15 protein-coding genes are annotated in these 18,192 nt (G+C 54.3%); 7 read left to right on the forward strand and 8 right to left on the reverse strand.

Annotated features, from left to right (window positions below; all coding sequences use genetic code 11):
* The first annotated feature begins 529 nt into the window (after positions 1–529).
* Complete coding sequence (locus C3708_RS13970) at positions 530–1,237, forward strand: FadR/GntR family transcriptional regulator (RefSeq protein ID WP_103950171.1); 708 nt, start codon at positions 530–532, stop codon at positions 1,235–1,237.
* Complete coding sequence (mdtD, locus tag C3708_RS13975; protein WP_103950170.1) at positions 1,234–2,661, forward strand: multidrug transporter subunit MdtD; 1,428 nt, start codon at positions 1,234–1,236, stop codon at positions 2,659–2,661. The genes C3708_RS13970 and mdtD overlap by 4 nt, the downstream gene beginning before the upstream one ends.
* On the opposite strand, the gene rbsR is transcribed toward mdtD, so the two are convergent.
* The 7 genes from rbsR to kup form a co-directional block, all read right to left on the reverse strand.
* Positions 2,609–3,619 (reverse strand): ribose operon transcriptional repressor RbsR, encoded by a 1,011-nt coding sequence (gene rbsR, locus C3708_RS13980; protein WP_103947863.1) that lies wholly within the window; start codon positions 3,617–3,619, stop codon positions 2,609–2,611. The two genes, mdtD and rbsR, sit on opposite strands and share 53 nt — an antisense overlap.
* 3 nt (positions 3,620–3,622) lie before the next feature.
* A complete protein-coding gene (gene rbsK, locus C3708_RS13985; RefSeq protein ID WP_103947862.1) occupies positions 3,623–4,552 on the reverse strand; it encodes a ribokinase in 930 nt (309 codons plus the stop codon).
* Positions 4,553–4,658: 106 nt separating this feature from the next.
* Positions 4,659–5,549, reverse strand: coding sequence for a ribose ABC transporter substrate-binding protein RbsB (gene rbsB, locus C3708_RS13990; RefSeq protein WP_095284071.1), 891 nt, complete (start codon positions 5,547–5,549; stop codon positions 4,659–4,661).
* A gap of 27 nt (positions 5,550–5,576) precedes the next feature.
* A complete protein-coding gene (rbsC, locus tag C3708_RS13995; protein ID WP_095284073.1) occupies positions 5,577–6,542 on the reverse strand; it encodes a ribose ABC transporter permease in 966 nt (321 codons plus the stop codon).
* Positions 6,543–6,546: 4 nt separating this feature from the next.
* Entirely contained in the window at positions 6,547–8,052 is a 1,506-nt protein-coding gene (gene rbsA / locus C3708_RS14000) for a ribose ABC transporter ATP-binding protein RbsA (RefSeq protein WP_103947861.1), read from the reverse strand.
* Positions 8,053–8,059: 7 nt separating this feature from the next.
* The gene (rbsD, locus tag C3708_RS14005) at positions 8,060–8,479 is read right to left on the reverse strand and encodes a D-ribose pyranase (protein WP_095284076.1); all 420 of its coding nucleotides are present in this window, start codon (positions 8,477–8,479) and stop codon (positions 8,060–8,062) included.
* 225 nt (positions 8,480–8,704) lie between these two features.
* Positions 8,705–10,573, reverse strand: coding sequence for a low affinity potassium transporter Kup (kup, locus tag C3708_RS14010; protein WP_095284078.1), 1,869 nt, complete (start codon positions 10,571–10,573; stop codon positions 8,705–8,707).
* A 222-nt stretch (positions 10,574–10,795) separates the two neighbouring features.
* Between kup and ravA the strand changes: the two genes are divergently transcribed.
* Positions 10,796–12,292 carry an ATPase RavA gene (gene ravA / locus C3708_RS14015; RefSeq protein ID WP_095284079.1) on the forward strand — a complete coding sequence of 499 codons (1,497 nt, stop codon included), beginning with the start codon at positions 10,796–10,798 and terminating at the stop codon, positions 12,290–12,292.
* Positions 12,286–13,737 carry an ATPase RavA stimulator ViaA gene (viaA, locus tag C3708_RS14020; protein ID WP_095284081.1) on the forward strand — a complete coding sequence of 484 codons (1,452 nt, stop codon included), beginning with the start codon at positions 12,286–12,288 and terminating at the stop codon, positions 13,735–13,737. Before ravA ends, viaA begins: the two co-directional genes overlap by 7 nt.
* A gap of 2 nt (positions 13,738–13,739) precedes the next feature.
* Here viaA and asnA read toward each other — a convergent pair whose 3' ends face one another.
* Complete coding sequence (gene asnA, locus C3708_RS14025; protein WP_095284083.1) at positions 13,740–14,732, reverse strand: aspartate--ammonia ligase; 993 nt, start codon at positions 14,730–14,732, stop codon at positions 13,740–13,742.
* A gap of 150 nt (positions 14,733–14,882) precedes the next feature.
* Here asnA and asnC point away from each other — a divergent pair, with 150 nt between their 5' ends.
* The 3 genes from asnC (at position 14,883) to mnmG (ending at position 18,143) form a co-directional block, all read left to right on the forward strand.
* Complete coding sequence (asnC, locus tag C3708_RS14030) at positions 14,883–15,341, forward strand: transcriptional regulator AsnC (RefSeq protein ID WP_041689565.1); 459 nt, start codon at positions 14,883–14,885, stop codon at positions 15,339–15,341.
* A gap of 89 nt (positions 15,342–15,430) precedes the next feature.
* A complete protein-coding gene (gene mioC, locus C3708_RS14035) occupies positions 15,431–15,880 on the forward strand; it encodes an FMN-binding protein MioC (protein ID WP_095284085.1) in 450 nt (149 codons plus the stop codon).
* 373 nt (positions 15,881–16,253) lie between these two features.
* Positions 16,254–18,143 (forward strand): tRNA uridine-5-carboxymethylaminomethyl(34) synthesis enzyme MnmG, encoded by a 1,890-nt coding sequence (gene mnmG, locus C3708_RS14040; RefSeq protein ID WP_103947857.1) that lies wholly within the window; start codon positions 16,254–16,256, stop codon positions 18,141–18,143.
* The last annotated feature ends 49 nt before the right edge of the window (positions 18,144–18,192 follow it).

Genomic DNA, 18,192 nt, shown 5'->3' on the forward strand with positions numbered 1-18,192 from the left:
GGCCTGCCGCCAGCGTTCAATCTGAGCCATGATCAAACTCTTCAATTTAAGTTTGATGCTCGTGAATTAAACTTCGTAATGAATTACGTATGTTCACTCAGAGACTTTGGTATTCATTTAGCGTCTTTCGACGTTTAGAATCCATGTCACTTTGAGTGCCCACACAGATTGTCTGATAAATTGTTAAAGAGCAGTGCAACGCGGCTTTCGCTCACCGTTGCGAGGTCCCGTATAATACGTTTTCCTCATTCAGAGTCAAGCGTTTAATTTCGCTTTTCTCTGTCGGCGTTCATCGCTGAACCCCTTCTGTCCCGGCGGCTTGTGTGCCGTTGTTCCGTGTCAGTGGAGGCGCATTATAGGGAGTTATTCTGAGGTGACAAGAGGAATCTTAATAAAATTTTCTAACCGCGTTTTTTTTCACCAATACGCCTTATGGCAAGCCATAAATTGTTCTATTTGCTGTTATTGCAGCCACAATCACACGCCAGATGGCATACTTAATAGCATGAACCATTAAGGAATAAGAGCGATGCCCTTAAGCGCGCAACAGCTGGCAGCCCAAAAAAACCTCTCTTATGTGCTGGCAGAGAAACTGGCTCAACGCATTCTGGCCGGAAAATATACGCCAGGAAGCATTCTACCAGGTGAAATGGAACTGGGAGAGCAGTTTGGTGTGAGCCGCACTGCCGTTCGCGAAGCGGTGAAGACGTTAACCGCGAAAGGCATGGTCCTCCCGCGCCCACGTATCGGGACACGCGTGATGCCCCAGAGCAACTGGAACTTCCTCGATCAGGAGCTACTCTCCTGGTGGATGACTGAAGAGAATTTCCATCAGGTCGTTGAGCACTTCCTTATTATGCGCAGCAGCCTGGAACCGCAGGCCTGTTTACTAGCCGCCCTGCAAAGCAGTGCTGAACAGAAAGCCCAGCTCAATACGCTGATGGACGAAATGACCTTCCTGAAGCAGCATTTCAACCGCCAGCGCTGGATTGAAGTGGATATGGCCTGGCATGAGCAGATCTACGCGATGAGTGGAAACCCCTTCCTGACCTCCTTTGCCTCCCTGTTCCACTCGGTGTACCACACTTACTTTGCTTCTATTACTCAGAATGACGTGGTGAAGCTGGATCAGCACCAGGCCATTGTTGATGCCATTCAGGATAGCGACGGCCAACGCGCTTTACTCGCCTGCCAGGTTTTATTAGCGACGCCACACCAACAACTGGACAATCAATGACTGAGAAAAAAGCACGCAGCATGGCGGGATTGCCATGGATTGCGGCAATGGCTTTCTTTATGCAGGCGCTGGATGCCACCATTCTTAACACGGCCCTCCCGGCCATTGCTGAAAGTCTCAACCGTTATCCACTGGCGATGCAATCCGCCATCATCAGCTATACGCTGACCGTCGCGATGCTGATCCCGGTGAGCGGCTGGCTGGCGGACCGATTCGGCACGCGCCGGATCTTTATGCTCGCCGTCACGCTCTTTACCCTCGGCTCGCTGGCCTGTGCGCTTTCGACCTCTTTATCCGAGCTGGTTGTCTTCCGCATCCTGCAGGGCATCGGTGGAGCGATGATGATGCCGGTCGCACGCCTGGCGTTATTACGCGCCTACCCGCGCAGCGAACTGCTTCCGGTACTGAACTTTGTCACCATGCCCGGCCTGGTTGGCCCGATCCTCGGCCCCGTTCTCGGCGGCGTACTGGTGACCTGGGCGAGCTGGCACTGGATATTCCTGATTAACATTCCGATTGGCGTGGCCGGTCTTTGCTACGCCCGCAAATACATGCCGAACTTCACCACGCCGAAGCGCAGCTTTGATATGGGCGGTTTTTTCCTGTTCGGCCTGAGCCTGGTGCTGTTCTCTACAGGCATGGAGTTATTTGGCGAAAAAATCGTGGCCACCTGGATCGCGCTTTCCATCATCCTGAGCGGTATCTTGCTTTTCCTTCTTTATATACGTCACGCGCGCCGACACCCGACGCCCCTCATTTCATTGCTGTTGTTCAAAACCCGAACCTTCTCGGTGGGCATTGCCGGAAATATCGCTTCGCGCCTGGGCACCGGCTGCGTGCCGTTTTTGATGCCATTGATGCTGCAGGTCGGGTTTGGTTATCCGGCGCTCATTGCCGGATGCATGATGGCGCCGACCGCCGTCGGGTCCATTCTGGCGAAATCGATGGTGACGCAGATCCTGCGCAGACTGGGTTATCGTAAAACACTGGTGGGCGTCACGGTGTTTATCGGGCTGATGATTGCGCAGTTCTCGCTTCAGTCCGCCGCCTTCCCGGCGTGGATGCTGCTGCTCCCGCTCTTTATCTTAGGGATGGCGATGTCGATCCAGTTCACCTCGATGAACACCATCAGCCTTGCGGATCTGACGGACGAAAACGCCAGCGGCGGCAACAGCGTGCTGGCCGTAACGCAACAGCTGTCGATAAGTCTTGGGGTCGCGGTGAGCGCAGCGGTGCTGCGCGTCTATGAAGGGATGGAAGGGACGAACACGGTGGAGCAGTTCCACTACACCTTTATTACGATGGGCGTCCTGACGGTGGTCTCGGCGCTGGTGTTTATGCTGCTGAAGCCAAAAGACGGTCGCAATCTGATTAAAGATCGCCACCCTGCGAAACAGAACCGCGTTCCATCAGAACAGGAGTAAGCTGCAACCGCTGCTGTGAAAGTGCGGGCTGCGCCATCCGATGAATCAATACATCGATCGCCAGCTCGCCCAGCTCGTCTTTCGGCTGATGAATTGTGGTCAGCGGCGGCGTCATATACTGAGCCAATTCGATATCATCGTAACCAATCACCGCCATATCCTGAGGAACGCGTAATCCCGCCTGATACAGCGCCTGATACGCGCCAAAAGCCATCGCATCGTTGCCGATAAATACCGCCTGCGGTCGCACGTCCTGCGACAGCAGTTTTTGCATCGCTTCAAAACCGCCGTTAAATTCAAAATCACCGGTAATGCGATACCCGTCCGGAACCGGCAGGCCCGCGCGGTCCATGGCCGCAAGGTACCCTTCGAGACGCAAACGCGCCGGGGTTTTATCCAGCGGCCCGGTAATGCAGGCGATGCGGGTGTAGTCTTTATCGATCAGATATTGCGTCGCCATATCGCCGCCCAGCAGCGAGTTATCCTGAATCAGATCGCTGGTCCCGTCGAAGGGTGCCCAGTCCATCATCACCGTCGGAACCGAAGGATAGCGCTGCATGATCTCTTTTGAGGGCTGGTGCGTTTCGGTACACAGCAGCAGCAATCCGTCGACGCGCTTTTGCATCAGGGTTTCCAGATTACGGTTCATGCGCTGTTCGTCACCTTCGGTGTTACATAACACCAGGCTGTAACCGCGTTCAAAACAGCTGCGTTCCACGCCGCGCACCAGCTCAGAATAGAAAGGATTGGTACTGGCTGTGATCAGCATACCGATGGTGTGGGTCTGATTAAGTTTGAGACTGCGCGCGAGCGCCGAAGGAGCATAGTTGAGGTCTTTGACGGCAGCTTCGACTTTTTCCCGAATGGCCTCGCTGACAAAGCGATCGTTATTAATGACGTGGGAAACCGTCGAGGTAGAAACGCCCGCCATACGGGCGACATCTTTCATTGTGGCCAAACGTTACCTCTGCTGACTCAAAAATTCATCAATCTCTTTGCGCCACGGAACCGAAGGCTGTGCCCCTTTACGCGTCACCGCAATCGCAGCGGCAGCGTGAGCAAAGCGAATGGCGTTGTCCAGCGTACTGCCTTCCAGCAGAGCCGTAACCAGCGCACCGTTAAAGGTGTCTCCCGCTGCAATGGTATCAATCGCTTTGACCTTAAAGCCGGGAACGCGGCGGCCTTCACCGTTGACGCTGGCCCATACGCCGCGACTGCCCAGCGTAATGATGACCGTTCCGATGCCTTTATTGTGCAGTGCCTGAGCGGCACGCGCCGCGTCGTCATCATTTTCCACGCGAATGCCCGTCAGCTTTTCAGCTTCCGTTTCGTTCGGGGTGATGATGTCCACCAGCGCCAGCAACTCGTCTGATAATAGACGCGCTGGAGCAGGGTTAAGTACGACAGTGGTATGATTTTCATGTGCAATTTTCGCGGCCGCCAGCACGCTTTCCACCGGCGACTCGAGCTGCATCAGCAGTGCTTCTGCGCTGGCAATCAGCCCACGCTGTTCTTCTACCCGCTCGGTCGTCAGCGCCGCATTAGCTCCCGCATGAATACCGATAACATTCTCACCTTGTGCGTTGACGAAAATCAGCGCCACGCCGGTTGATTCACCTGCCACAACGCTGACCGGCGCAATATTAATATTGTCGCTTTCCAGCTGTTTACGCACACGCTCGCCGGTGTCGTCATCACCCGTACAGGCAATAAACGCGATGTTCGCCCCGCTGCGCCCGGCTGCTACCGCCTGGTTTGCGCCTTTGCCACCGAAAGCCACCTGATACTGATTGCCAGTGACGGTTTCGCCAGGCGTCGGGAAAGAGTCAAGGTTAAGAATGTGATCGGCATTGATACTGCCAAGGACGACGAGATTGACTGCGGTTTTCATGTTTGAGGTGTCCAGTAAAGAAGCCACCGGTTTGACCCGGTGGCGTATGCCACACTTTTCTTTATTTGTAGTCCATCAGACCATCAATGACGGCCTGAATCGCCTATTACTGCTTGACGACCAGCTTCAGGTCAACCGGATATTTAGCCTGGACTTTCTCGCCCTTCAGCACTTTATCCGCAGTCTGAACGCCCGTCGCGCCAATCTGCTCTGGCAACTGAGCGATAGTCGCCGCCAGTTTGCCATCGTTTACCGCTTTCTCACCGTCTGGCGTACCGTCAAAACCAACGACCATCACATCAGATTTACCGGCAGTTTGCAGAGCACGCAGCGCGCCCAGTGCCATTTCGTCGTTCTGCGCGAATACGGCCTGTACTTCAGGATGCGCGGTCAGCAGGTTCTGCATGACGTTCAGGCCTTTAGTACGGTCAAAGTCAGCAGGCTGGCTGGCCAGGACATTAAATTTGTGCGCGGCAACAGCCTGCTGGAACCCTTCGCCACGCTCACGCGCTGCGGAGGTCCCTGCGATACCTTGCAGTTCGATAACTTTGGCGCCTTCACCGGCTTTCTTGGCGATGTAGTCACCAGCGATTTTGCCGCCCAGCACGTTATCAGATGCAATGTGGCTAACCACTTCGCCTTTGGTTGCCACGCGGTCCAGGGTAATCACAGGGATTTTCGCCTGGTTTGCCATCTTCACGGCGTTACCTACCGCGTCAGAATCGGTTGGGTTGATCAGCAGGATTTTGGTGCCACGAACGGTTAAGTCCTGAACGTTGGCCAACTCTTTCGCCGGGTTGTTCTGGGAGTCCAGAACCACCAGGTTATAGCCCAGTTTGTCAGCTTCTTTCTGCGCGCCATCCTTCAGTGAGACGAAGAACGGGTTGTTCAGCGTAGAGATGACCAGCGCGATGGTGTCTTTCGCCATTGCGTTCGCACTCACGGTAGCGCTCAGCGCCACAGCAGAAACCAGGGTAGCCAGTTTTTTCATGTTCATATTCAAGATGTCCTGTAGTGTCGTCAGTTACTGTTTTTTGTTGTCTACCAGAACCGCCAGCAAAATCACCACTGCTTTAACGATCATCTGGTAATAGGAAGAAACACCTAATAAATTCAAACCATTATTCAGGAAGCCAAGGATAAGTGCGCCGATCAATGTCCCAACAATGCGACCTTTGCCGCCCGCCAGGCTGGTACCGCCCAACACCACCGCGGCAATCGCATCCAGCTCATATCCCGTACCCGCCGTCGGCTGCGCAGAAGAGAGACGCGCCACTTCGATGATGCCCGCCAGCGACGCCAACAGGCCGCACAGGGAATAGACGATAATTTTGACTTTATTGACGCTGATGCCGGAAAGACGCGTCGCCGCTTCGTTACCGCCCAGGGCATAGATATAGCGGCCCAGACGGGTGTGGTGCAGCATGTACCACGCCGCCAGGAAGACGATCCCCATAATCCACACCGGCGTAGGAATACCCAGCGGACGACCGATACCAAACCAGCCAAACAGATCGGCGTTGTCGGTAAAGCCGGTATTGACGGGGCTGCCGTTGGTGTAGACCATCGTCACACCGCGCAGCAGCAGCATCATCACCAGCGTGGCGATGAACGCCTGCACGCGGCCTTTTGCCACAATCATTCCGGTGACCGCACCGACAGCCGCACCTAACGCCAGCGCCGCCGCAATCGCCACCAGCGCGTTGACCTCAATCCCTACAATCGAGGCCGCCACCGCGCCGGTGAGCGCCAGCAGAGAACCGACGGACAGGTCGATTCCCGACGTCAAAATCACCAGCGTCATGCCTACGGCCATAATGGCGTTAACGGATGTCTGCTGAAGAATATTGAACAGGTTATTAACGGTAAAAAAGTTCGGGCTCATGGTCGACACAATCGCGATCAGCACCAGCAGGGCGATCAGCGATTTTTGTTCCAGCAGCCACGCTTTAGTGAAATAGCGGCGACCAGCAACAGCCTGGGTAGTCATCTTCTTACTCCTGATTCACGCGATTAAGCTTGCCCACAGCGGCAGCCATCAGAACTTCCTGGGTGGCCTGCTCGCGAGTGAATTCACCGCCGAGATGCCCTTCATGCATAACCATAATGCGATCGCTCATGCCTAATACTTCTGGCATCTCGGAAGAGACCAGAATGATGCTCAGACCGTCAGCCTTGAACTGGTTAATCAGCTGATAAATCTCTTTCTTTGCGCCGACGTCTACGCCACGGGTTGGCTCGTCGAGGATCAGCACTTTCGGACGCGTCATCAGGCCGCGGGCAATCGCCACTTTCTGCTGATTACCGCCAGAGAGCAGGCCAATCGCCTGTTCCATCGACGGGGTTTTCACGTTAAACAGGCGGATAAAATCACTCACCGCCTGCTGTTCGTCTTTGTGCTTTAAGCTACCGCCGCTGCGGCTGAAGTAGCGCAGCGCCGTCAGGGACATATTCTCTTTCACCGACATCCCGAGTACTAAGCCGTCGCGCTTACGGTCTTCGGAGATATAAACGATGCCGTTTGCCAGCCCATCCTGCGGAGAACGGGTGACCACTTCATGACCGTCGAGAGTGACGTACCCGCTGGCACGCGGCAGTGCGCCATACAGCACTTTCATCAGCTCGGTACGACCCGCGCCCATCAACCCCGCTACGCCCAGAATTTCGCCCTGATGCAGAGTGAAAGAGACGTCATGCACGCCCGGCCCACACAGGTTGTCGACCTTCAGGCGAACAGCACCCGGTGCTTTGTCGAGACGGGGATATTGTTCTTCGAGCTTGCGTCCCACCATCATCTCGATCAGCGAATCTTCGGTCAGAGACGACACTTCGCGTTCGGCAATAAACTGGCCGTCGCGGAATACCGTCACGTCATCACAAATTTCGAAGATCTCTTTCATGCGGTGGGAGATATAGACAATTCCGCGCCCCTGGGCTTTTAGCTCACGAATAACGCGGAATAAAGATTCGGTTTCGGTATCAGTCAATGCATCGGTCGGTTCATCCATGACGATAACTTTTGACTCGAAGCTCAGCACCTTGGCGATTTCGACCATCTGCTGGTCGCCGATAGACAGGTCGCCCACCAGACGGTCGCTTTTGAAGCGCAGGTTCAGCTTCGCCAGCAGAATGTCGGCTTCGGCATACATCTTTTTCCAGTCGATTTTGCCGAAGCGGTTAACGAACTCGCGGCCGAGGAAGATGTTTTCCGCAATGGTGAGCTGCGGGATCAGATTCAGTTCCTGATGGATGATGCCGATCCCGGCTTCCTGAGAGGATTTCGGCCCGTTAAAGGTGGTTTCTTTCCCCAGCCACAGCAGCGAACCGGCGTCACGGGCGTAAATGCCGGTCAGCACTTTCATCATCGTGGATTTGCCCGCGCCGTTTTCACCCACCAGCGCCATGACGCGCCCGGAGTAAACGTTTAACGCCGCGCCGGAGAGGGCTTTTACGCCCGGGAACGATTTATCGATCCCTTTGAGTTGCAATAATGCGTCCATGATGGCCTCAGAAGGTGACGCCAGCACAGAGAATGATATTCGCATACGGGGAGCATTCCCCGCTGCGAATCACCGCCTGACTGTCTGCGGTTTGTTGTTTGAATTGTTCGTGCGTTGTGTAACGAATTTCTATGGTGTTTCCCTGGTGTTGTTGCAGTTGCTCGATGTGGCTAAGCAACGTTTCGTGGAGCTGCGGATTATGTTGTTTGATTTCCGTCGCGAGAATGGCCGTCTCAACCTGCATCTCCGCCGTCACCACGTTCAGTACCTGCATAAACGAGGGCACGCCCTGTGTTAATGCCATATCAATACGGGTTGTGCTGCGCGGAACCGGTAAGCCTGCATCGCAAACCACCAGCGTATCGGTATGCCCAAGACGGGAAATAACCGACGAGATTTCAGAATTGAGTACCGTACCTTTCTTCATTTTCTTGCTCCACTAGCGAAACGTTTCGCTGAATTAAGTTTAATCTCAACGGTGTTCAGAAAACCATCATGACGTAACAGAATTGTGATCAACGTCGAAACGTTTCGCTAAGTGAAATGGGGAGCAACAGAATTGCCCTGCGGCGCTACGCTTGCGCGGGCCTACGGGTAAAGTAGGCCGGGTAAGCGAAGCGCCACCCGGCATTTTTGGAAGGTATTGCGGATGTTAAATCTCGACCTGCGTCCCTAGCTCAATCACGCGGTTAGGCGGGATTTCGAACTGGTCGGGCGCGCGCAGGGCGTTACGTTGCAGAATGAGATACAGCTTGCCGCGCAGACGCAGATACCACGGACGTTTGCCGACGATCAGTGACTCGTGCGACATAAAGAACGAGGTTTCCATCATTCGACAGCTCAGCCCCTCAAGACCACAGCGGTGGAATACCTCTTCCACGTTTGGCGTTTCGCGCCAGCCGTAGCTCGCCACCACGCGCCAGAAGGTCGGCGAAAGCTGCTCGATCTGTACGCGGCGAACGTTATGCACATAAGGCGCATCTTCGGTGCGCAGCGTCAGCAGAATCACGCGCTCGTGCAGCACTTTGTTGTGCTTGAGGTTGTGCATCAACGCAAACGGGATAACGTTCAACGCACGCGACATATACACCGCGGTGCCCGGCACGCGTACCGGCGGGGATTTTTCCAGCGAGGCGATCATCGCTTCAAGAGAGTTACCGTGCTCATGCATACGGCGCAGCAAGCGGAAGCGCTCGCTCTTCCAGGTGGTCATCACCAGGAACATCACCAGACCCAGGGTCAGCGGCAGCCAGCCACCGGAGACGATTTTGTCGAGGTTTGCGGAGAACAGCGGCACATCGATACACAGGAAACCGACCAGAATCAGCGCCACCAGGAACTTGTTCCAGTGCCAGTTCCGGTACGCCACCGTCGTGGAGAGAATCGAGGTCAGCACCATCGTGCCCGTCACGGCGATACCGTACGCCGCCGCCAGGTTGCTGGAGTGCTCGAAGCTGACAATCACGATCACCACGGCAAAGTAGAGCAGCCAGTTAATGAACGGAATGTAGATCTGCCCGGATTCCATCTCCGAGGTGTGAATAATACGCATCGGCGACAGATAGCCCAGACGAACCGCCTGGCGCGTCAGGGAGAAGACGCCGGAAATTACCGCCTGTGAGGCAATCACCGTCGCCAGGGTCGCGAGGATCAGCATCGGGACCAGCGCCCAGTCAGGGGCCAGCAGGAAGAACGGGTTCTTGATCGCTTCAGGATGTTTGAGCAGCAGCGCGCCCTGGCCAAAGTAGTTCAGTGCCAGAGACGGCAGCACCACGGAGAACCAGGCCAGACGAATCGGCAGCTTACCGAAGTGGCCCATATCTGCGTACAGCGCTTCCACACCGGTAATCGACAGCACGACAGCGCCGAGCGCGACAAACGACACGGTTTTGTATTCGAGGAAGAAGTGTACCGCCCACATTGGGTTCAGCGCCTGCAGCACTTCCGGGTTGGAAAGAATACCGCGCAGCCCGAGCGCCGCCAGGATCAGGAACCAGGCCAGCATAATCGGCGCAAACAGCTTACCCACCAGCCCCGTACCGTGCTTCTGAATCGCGAACAGCAATGTCAGCACAATAATGGCGAGCGGCACCACCCAGGTATCCAGCTGCGGCGCGATAATCTCCAGCCCCTCTATCGCTGAGAGGACCGAAATCGCCGGGGTGATAACCACTTCTCCATAGAAGAAGCTGCCGCCAATCAGGCCGATAATCACCAGGAACGAGGTCATTTTTGCCGAGGTATTGCGCCCGGCAAGGGACATGAGCGTCAGGATCCCACCTTCACCGGCGTTATCTGCACGCATGACGAAAGAGAGATATTTAACCGAGACGACCAGGATCAGCAGCCAAAATATAAGTGACAAAAAGCCAAAAACGGCGTCACGTTCAACACCAAAACCAAACTGACCGGATAGACATTCGCGAAGCGTATAGAGCGGGCTGGTACCGATATCACCGTACACAACCCCAATGGCCGCAAGCGTTATAGCGCGTAATGATTGCTTATTATCAGTGCTCATAGACTAGTCTTTTCGTTGTATAACAAATGTGTGCTTAGTCCCTTGGCCCACAAAAAGGCGCACAGTATGCACGATTAATCGCAAGATCGTACCCCTAAATGCAACCACATTAATGTAGCGCAAAGAAAATAGTGCCGCACTTCAGTCTATTACCAGCCCATGCTGAAACGTCTATACTCGCATCAATTAGCTGCGACGACGCCGAAAGGATGCAACACAATTATGGCTCACTCACATTTATTAGCAGAAAGAATTTCCCGCCTCAGCGGTGCGCTGGAGAAAGGCCTTTTCGAACGCAGCCACGCGATTAGGCTCTGTTTGTTGGCAGCGCTCAGCGGTGAAAGTGTGTTCCTGCTCGGTCCACCCGGCATTGCTAAAAGCCTGATTGCTCGCCGACTTAAATTTGCTTTCCAGAACGCGCGCGCCTTTGAATATCTGATGACCCGTTTTTCCACCCCGGAAGAGGTGTTTGGCCCGCTCTCGATTCAGGCCCTGAAAGATGAGGGGCGTTATCAGCGCTTAACGGCGGGCTATCTACCCGAAGCTGAAATCGTTTTTCTGGATGAGATTTGGAAAGCTGGCCCGGCGATACTGAACACCCTGCTTACCGCTATCAACGAACGCCGTTTTCGTAACGGCGCGTTCGAGGAAAAAATCCCGATGCGTCTGCTGGTGGCCGCATCCAACGAACTTCCTGAAGCCGACAGCAGCCTCGAAGCGCTGTATGACCGAATGCTAATTCGCCTGTGGCTGGATAAAGTGCAGGACAAGTCGAACTTCCGCTCTTTATTGATAAGCCAGCAGGATGAGAATGAAAATCCGGTTGCGCCGTCGCTACAGGTGACAGACGAAGAGTATCAACAGTGGCAGCAGGATATCGGTAAGGTGAAACTTCCCGACGCCGTTTTTGAGCTGATCTTCATGCTGCGCCAGCAGCTGGATGTATTACCTGCTGCGCCTTATGTCTCGGATCGTCGCTGGAAAAAAGCCATTCGTCTGTTGCAGGCCAGCGCATTATTCAGTGGACGGGATGCTGTCGCCCCTATCGATCTTATCCTGTTAAAAGATTGTCTGTGGCACGACGGCGAAGGTATGCATTTGATGCAGCAACAGCTGGACGTTTTGATGACCGGGCACGCGTGGGGGCAGCAGGCGATGCTCACCCAGTTGGGCGCTATTACTCAGCGACGCATTCAGCTTCAGCAGCAGCAAAGTGATAAAACGGCGCTGAAGGTCAGCCGACTCGGCGGGATGTTTTCGCGTAAACCTCACTACGAGTTACCCACCGAACTGACGGAAACCTCGCTGACACTCTTGCTCCAGCAACCGTTAAAACTCCACGATATGCAGGTGGTGCATATCACCATTGAGCGCGACGCGCTGTCACAGTGGCTGGACAAAAACGGCGAAATCCGCGGAAAGCTAAACGGTATTGGCTTTGCCCAGGTACTGAATCTGGAAGTGGATACCAGCTTGCATCTGGTAATCCGCGATGTGAGTTTACAAGGCTCTCGTCTCGCGTTGCCTGGGAATGCCTCGGAGAATGTTCCGGAAGAGATAAAACAGCAGCTCGAAGCACTCGATACTGAATGGCACCAGCAGCACACGCGCTTCAGCGAACAACAAAAATGTCTCTTTATTCATAGCGACTGGTTAGGTCGTATCGAAGCCAGCCTGCAGGATGTCAGCGCGCAGATCAAACAGGCGCGTCAATGCTAACTCTGGATACGCTCAATGTGATGCTGGCAGTCGGAGAGGAGGGGATGATCGAGGAGATCCTGCTCACCTTGCTCGCCTCGCCTCAGCTGGCAGCATTCTTTGAAAAGTTTCCCCGTATAAAAAAGGCTGTCACTGACGATCTTCCGCGCTGGCGGGATAATCTTCGCCGCCGGCTAAAAGAGACCGAAGTCCCGCCGGAACTGACTGAAGAAGTGGTGTGTTATCAGCAAAGCCAACGGCTCTCGACCGCACAATTCATCATCCAGCTCCCGCAGATCCTGACACTACTCGATAAAGTGCATTCTCCTTATGCAGCCCAGGCTCATCAGTTGGTCACGGACAACGCCAGCTTTACACCCGCGCTGCATACGCTCTTTTTACAGCGATGGCGACTGAGCCTGGTGGTACAGACTACTTCGCTCAATCAGCAGCTTCTGGAAGAAGAACGCGAACAGTTGCTCAGTGAAGTTCAGGAGCGGATGACCCTAAGCGGCCAGCTGGAGCAGGTGCTGGTGGAAAACGAAAACTCAGCCGGGCGTCTTTGGGATATGAGCGCCGGGCAGATCCGGCGCGGCGACTATCAGCTGATCGTTAAATATGGCGATTTTCTGGCACAACAACCCGAGCTGATGCAGATCGCTGAACAACTTGGCCGTTCGCGGGAAGCAAAGTCAGTGCCGAAGAAAGATGCGCCGATGGAGACCTTCCGCACCCTGGTGCGCGAACCGGCGACGGTGCCGGAACAGGTCGACGGCCTGCAGCAGAGCGATGATATCCTGCGCCTTCTGCCGACGGAGCTGGCGACGCTGGGCATCACCGAGCTGGAATATGAATTCTACCGTAGGCTGGTGGAGAAACAGCTCCTGACCTATCGCCTGCACGGTGAGTCCTGGCGCGAGAAAATCAGTCAGCGCCCGGTCGTTCATCAGGATTTTGACGAGCAGCCGCGTGGGCCATTTATCGTCTGCGTCGATACTTCCGGGTCGATGGGCGGTTTTAACGAACAATGCGCCAAAGCATTTTGCCTGGCGCTAATGCGCGTGGCCCTCGCCGATCGGCGCCGCTGCTTTATTATGTTGTTTTCCAGTGAAGTGGTGGGATACGAGCTGACGGGAGAGCAAGGTATTGAGCAGGCGATCCGCTTTTTGAGCCAGCGTTTTCGTGGCGGCACCGACATCGCCAGCTGTTTTCGCGCCATCGCAGAACGCATGCAGGGCGGAGACTGGTATGACGCGGATGCGGTGGTGATTTCCGATTTTATTGCCCAGCGGCTGCCGGATGACGTGGTCGCGAAGGTGAAATCGTTACAGCGGGATCAACAGCATCGTTTTCACGCTGTCGCCATGTCACAACATGGAAAACCCGGCATCATGCGCATCTTCGATCATATCTGGCGCTTTGATACCGGGTTGCGTAGCCGCCTGGTCAGACGTTGGCGGCGTTAGGATTACAGCAAGGAACCGACGCTTTCACGAACCTGCTGCGGCCACACGCCACATTGTACTTGTCCGATATGGGAAAGTTGCAGCAACAACATTGTCAGACGCGACTGGCCGATACCTCCACCGATAGTTTGCGGCATTTCGCCGCGCAGCAGGGCCTGGTGCCATTCGAGCTTCAGGCGATCTTCATCCCCCGTTGTCGCCAGCTGGCGCTTCAGCGCGTCGGCGTCCACCCGAATGCCCATTGAAGAAAGCTCGAACGCATCTTCCAGAATCGGGTTCCACACTAAAATATCGCCGTTCAGACCAGCCAGTTCACGCTCATCGCGGGTACTCCAGTCATCATAGTCTGGGGCACGGACGTCGTGGCGTTGACCGTCAGACAGCTTGCCACCGATACCGATCAGGAAGACGGCGCCCAGCTCTTTAGCGATTGCGCGCTCACGGCCTTTGGCATCGAGATCCGGGAAACGGCTCAGCAGATCCTGACTATGAACAAAATGGATCGCGTCTGGCAGGAACGGTGCCAGACCGAACTCTTCACTCACCGCCGCTTCGGTCGCTTTGATCCCCGCGTAGATCGCTTCTACGGTAGATTTCAGCGTACCCAGGTGGCGTTCACCATCACCCATAACACGTTCCCAGTCCCACTGGTCAACGTAAACGGAGTGAATGGCCGTCAGGCGGTCTTCATCGGGGCGAAGGGCTTTCATGTGCGTGTAGAGCCCTTCGCCCGCGCTGAAGTCGTGTTGTCCCAGTGTCTGACGCTTCCATTTCGCGAGTGAATGAACCACTTCGAACTGAGCGTCTGGCAAGGTTTTCACTTTTACCTGTACCGCTTTTTCGCAACCAGACAGGTTGTCCTGCGTCCCATCGCCGACACGGCTAAGAATCGGAGCCTGGACTTCAATCAGGCCAAGCTTCTCTTCGAGCTGACGTGAGAAATGGGATTTAACGAAACTGATCTGGCGTTGTTTTGCGATGTAAGCGGTTTTCATTTTTATACTCCTGCGTCCTGTTGATATTGATTAAGCAACAAAAACGGCACTCAATTCAATAATCAAACAACAAAAAGCCAGCTTCACTTTTGATTCGCTAAAATAAGGCGCTAAAATAGAAGGATTACTCAATCATCATAAGAAAAACCTATGGAAAATTATCAGATCGACAATCTGGATCGCGGCATCCTGGAAGCGTTAATGGCCAATGCCCGTACCGCCTATGCGGAACTGGCCAAACAATTCGGCGTTAGCCCAGGCACAATTCACGTTCGCGTAGAGAAAATGAAACAGGCGGGGATTATTACCGGGGCGCGGATCGACGTCAGTCCAAAACAACTTGGGTATGACGTGTGCTGCTTTATTGGCATTATTCTGAAAAGCGCAAAAGATTACCCCTCCGCACTAGCCCGCCTCGAAAGCCTGGAAGAAGTCACTGAAGCCTATTACACCACCGGGCACTACAGCATCTTTATTAAGGTAATGTGCCGGTCGATCGACGCCCTCCAGCAGGTACTTATCAACAAGATCCAAACAATTGATGAAATTCAGTCCACCGAGACGCTGATCTCCCTGCAGAACCCTATCATGCGTACCATTCGCCCTTAGCGGGGCAATTTAATTACCACATTTTCCACAGGTAGATCCCAGCTCGCTCACAGCGTATGATGTTCCCCTCTTTATATGAGCGAGCGATCATGGCAGATATTACTCTTATCAGTGGCAGTACTCTTGGCGGCGCGGAATATGTTGCAGAACACCTGGCGGAAAAGCTTGAAGACGCCGGATTCTCAACCGAGACACTGCATGGTCCGTTACTGGAAGATCTCCCGTCTGATGGGATCTGGCTGCTGATCACCTCCACGCACGGTGCCGGTGATATCCCGGATAACCTGCAGCCTCTCTATGATGAGCTTCTCGAACAGCTTCCAGACCTGTCAGCCGTGCGTTTTGGCGCGATTGGGATTGGTAGTCGTGAATACGACACATTTTGCGGTGCGGTAGAGAAAGTAGAAGCCGCGATCGCATCCTGTGGGGCAAAACAGATCGGCCAAACGCTGAAGATCAACATCCTCGATCACGATATTCCAGAGGATCCAGCAGAAGAATGGCTGGGTGAATGGAAAAATTTACTCAATAACGATTAAAGATCACGCGATCAGATGTGGATAAGTCTGGTTAAAAGCTTGGATTAAGCGGTAGTTATCCAACGTATAACTCTTGCTCGGTTTTTGAGCTGTGTATAAGTACCGGATCTAACCCCAGCTTATACGCGGCAGGATCACCGATCATTCACAGCAAACGATCCTTTCTAACCTTATGATCTTTCTTACGAGATCCCGCTTATCCACAGAAGATGGCGATCCTAATAAGAGATCATAGTAAAACAGATCTCTAAATAAGAAGATCTTCTTTTTAATAGCCAAGATCCCAATGCTTTCTTGAAAGACTAAACTTGAGTAGAATCCACGGCCCGGGCTTAAATCCATTTTCAAACCGCTTTACGCAAGGCAGGAAAGCATGTTTTATCAGGATCCTTTTGACGTCATCATCATTGGCGGGGGTCATGCAGGCACTGAGGCAGCAATGGCCGCAGCGCGTATGGGTCAACAGACTCTGCTTTTGACACACAATATCGACACGCTGGGACAAATGTCCTGTAATCCGGCGATTGGCGGCATTGGGAAAGGACACCTGGTAAAAGAAGTCGATGCTTTAGGCGGCTTGATGGCGAAAGCGATCGATCAGGCCGGTATTCAGTTTAGGATACTAAACGCCAGCAAAGGCCCCGCTGTACGAGCCACTCGGGCTCAGGCAGACCGCGTGCTTTACCGCCAGGCTGTGCGTACCGCACTGGAAAACCAACCGAACCTGATGATCTTCCAGCAGGCGGTTGAAGATCTTATCGTTGAGAATGATCGTGTCGTGGGTGCCGTTACCCAGATGGGCCTGAAGTTCCGCGCTAAATCCGTTGTACTGACGGTCGGGACGTTCCTCGATGGCAAAATTCACATCGGCCTGGATAACTACAGCGGTGGCCGTGCAGGCGATCCGCCATCCATTTCGCTGTCTCGCCGTCTGCGTGAACTGCCGCTGCGCGTCAGCCGTCTGAAAACCGGTACGCCTCCGCGTATCGACGCTCGTACCATCGATTTTAGCGTGCTGGCTGAACAGCACGGCGACAACCCGATGCCCGTCTTCTCGTTCATGGGTTCTGCTTCTCAGCATCCTCAGCAGGTGCCGTGTTACATCACGCACACCAATGAAAAAACCCATGATGTGATCCGTAATAACCTCGATCGAAGCCCAATGTATGCAGGTGTGATCGAAGGGATCGGGCCGCGCTATTGTCCGTCGATCGAAGACAAAGTCATGCGCTTTGCCGATCGTAACCAGCACCAGATCTTCCTGGAGCCGGAAGGTCTTACCTCCAACGAAATTTACCCGAACGGCATCTCCACCAGCCTGCCGTTCGATGTACAGATGCAAATTGTTCGCTCAATGCAGGGCATGGAGAACGCAAAAATCGTTCGTCCTGGCTACGCTATTGAGTACGATTTCTTCGATCCACGCGATTTGAAACCGACGCTGGAAAGCAAATTTATCCAGGGTCTGTTCTTTGCCGGACAAATCAACGGCACCACCGGATACGAAGAGGCCGCTGCTCAGGGTCTGCTTGCAGGTCTTAACGCTGCGCGCTTCTCGGCGGAAAAAGAGGGTTGGGCACCACGTCGCGATCAGGCCTATCTGGGCGTGTTGGTTGACGATCTCAGCACTCTCGGTACCAAAGAACCGTACCGGATGTTCACCTCACGGGCGGAATATCGTCTGATGCTGCGTGAAGACAACGCCGATTTGCGTCTGACTGAAATGGGCCGCGAGCTGGGTCTGGTCGACGACGAACGCTGGGCGCGTTTCAACCAGAAGCTGGAGCGTATCGAAAGCGAACGCCAGCGTCTGAAAACGTCCTGGGTGAATCCTCTGACTGAATCCGTAGCCGAAGTGAACGCTCACTTGACTGCGCCACTCTCACGAGAAGCCAGCGGGGAAGATCTGCTGCGCCGCCCGGAAATGACCTATGAGAAGCTGGTGCAGATGACACCGTTCGCGCCAGGTCTGGACGACGCCGAAGCGGCCGAGCAGGTCGAAATCCAGGTCAAATACGAAGGTTATATTGCGCGTCAGCAGGATGAAATCGAAAGACAACAGCGTAACGAGAACACGCTGCTGCCCGCGGTGTTGGATTACCGTCAGGTGACGGGGCTGTCCAACGAAGTGATCGCCAAGCTGAACGATCATAAACCTGTGTCGATTGGTCAGGCATCGCGCATCTCAGGTGTGACGCCCGCCGCGATTTCTATACTGCTGGTGTGGCTGAAGAAACAAGGTATGCTGCGCCGCAGCGCTTAATTCCTTGAAAAATTGCCCGATGGCGCTACGCTTACCGGGCCTACCTAAT

This window comes from Lelliottia sp. 7254-16, from assembly GCF_002922995.1.
GTDB lineage: Bacteria > Pseudomonadota > Gammaproteobacteria > Enterobacterales > Enterobacteriaceae > Enterobacter > Enterobacter jeotgali.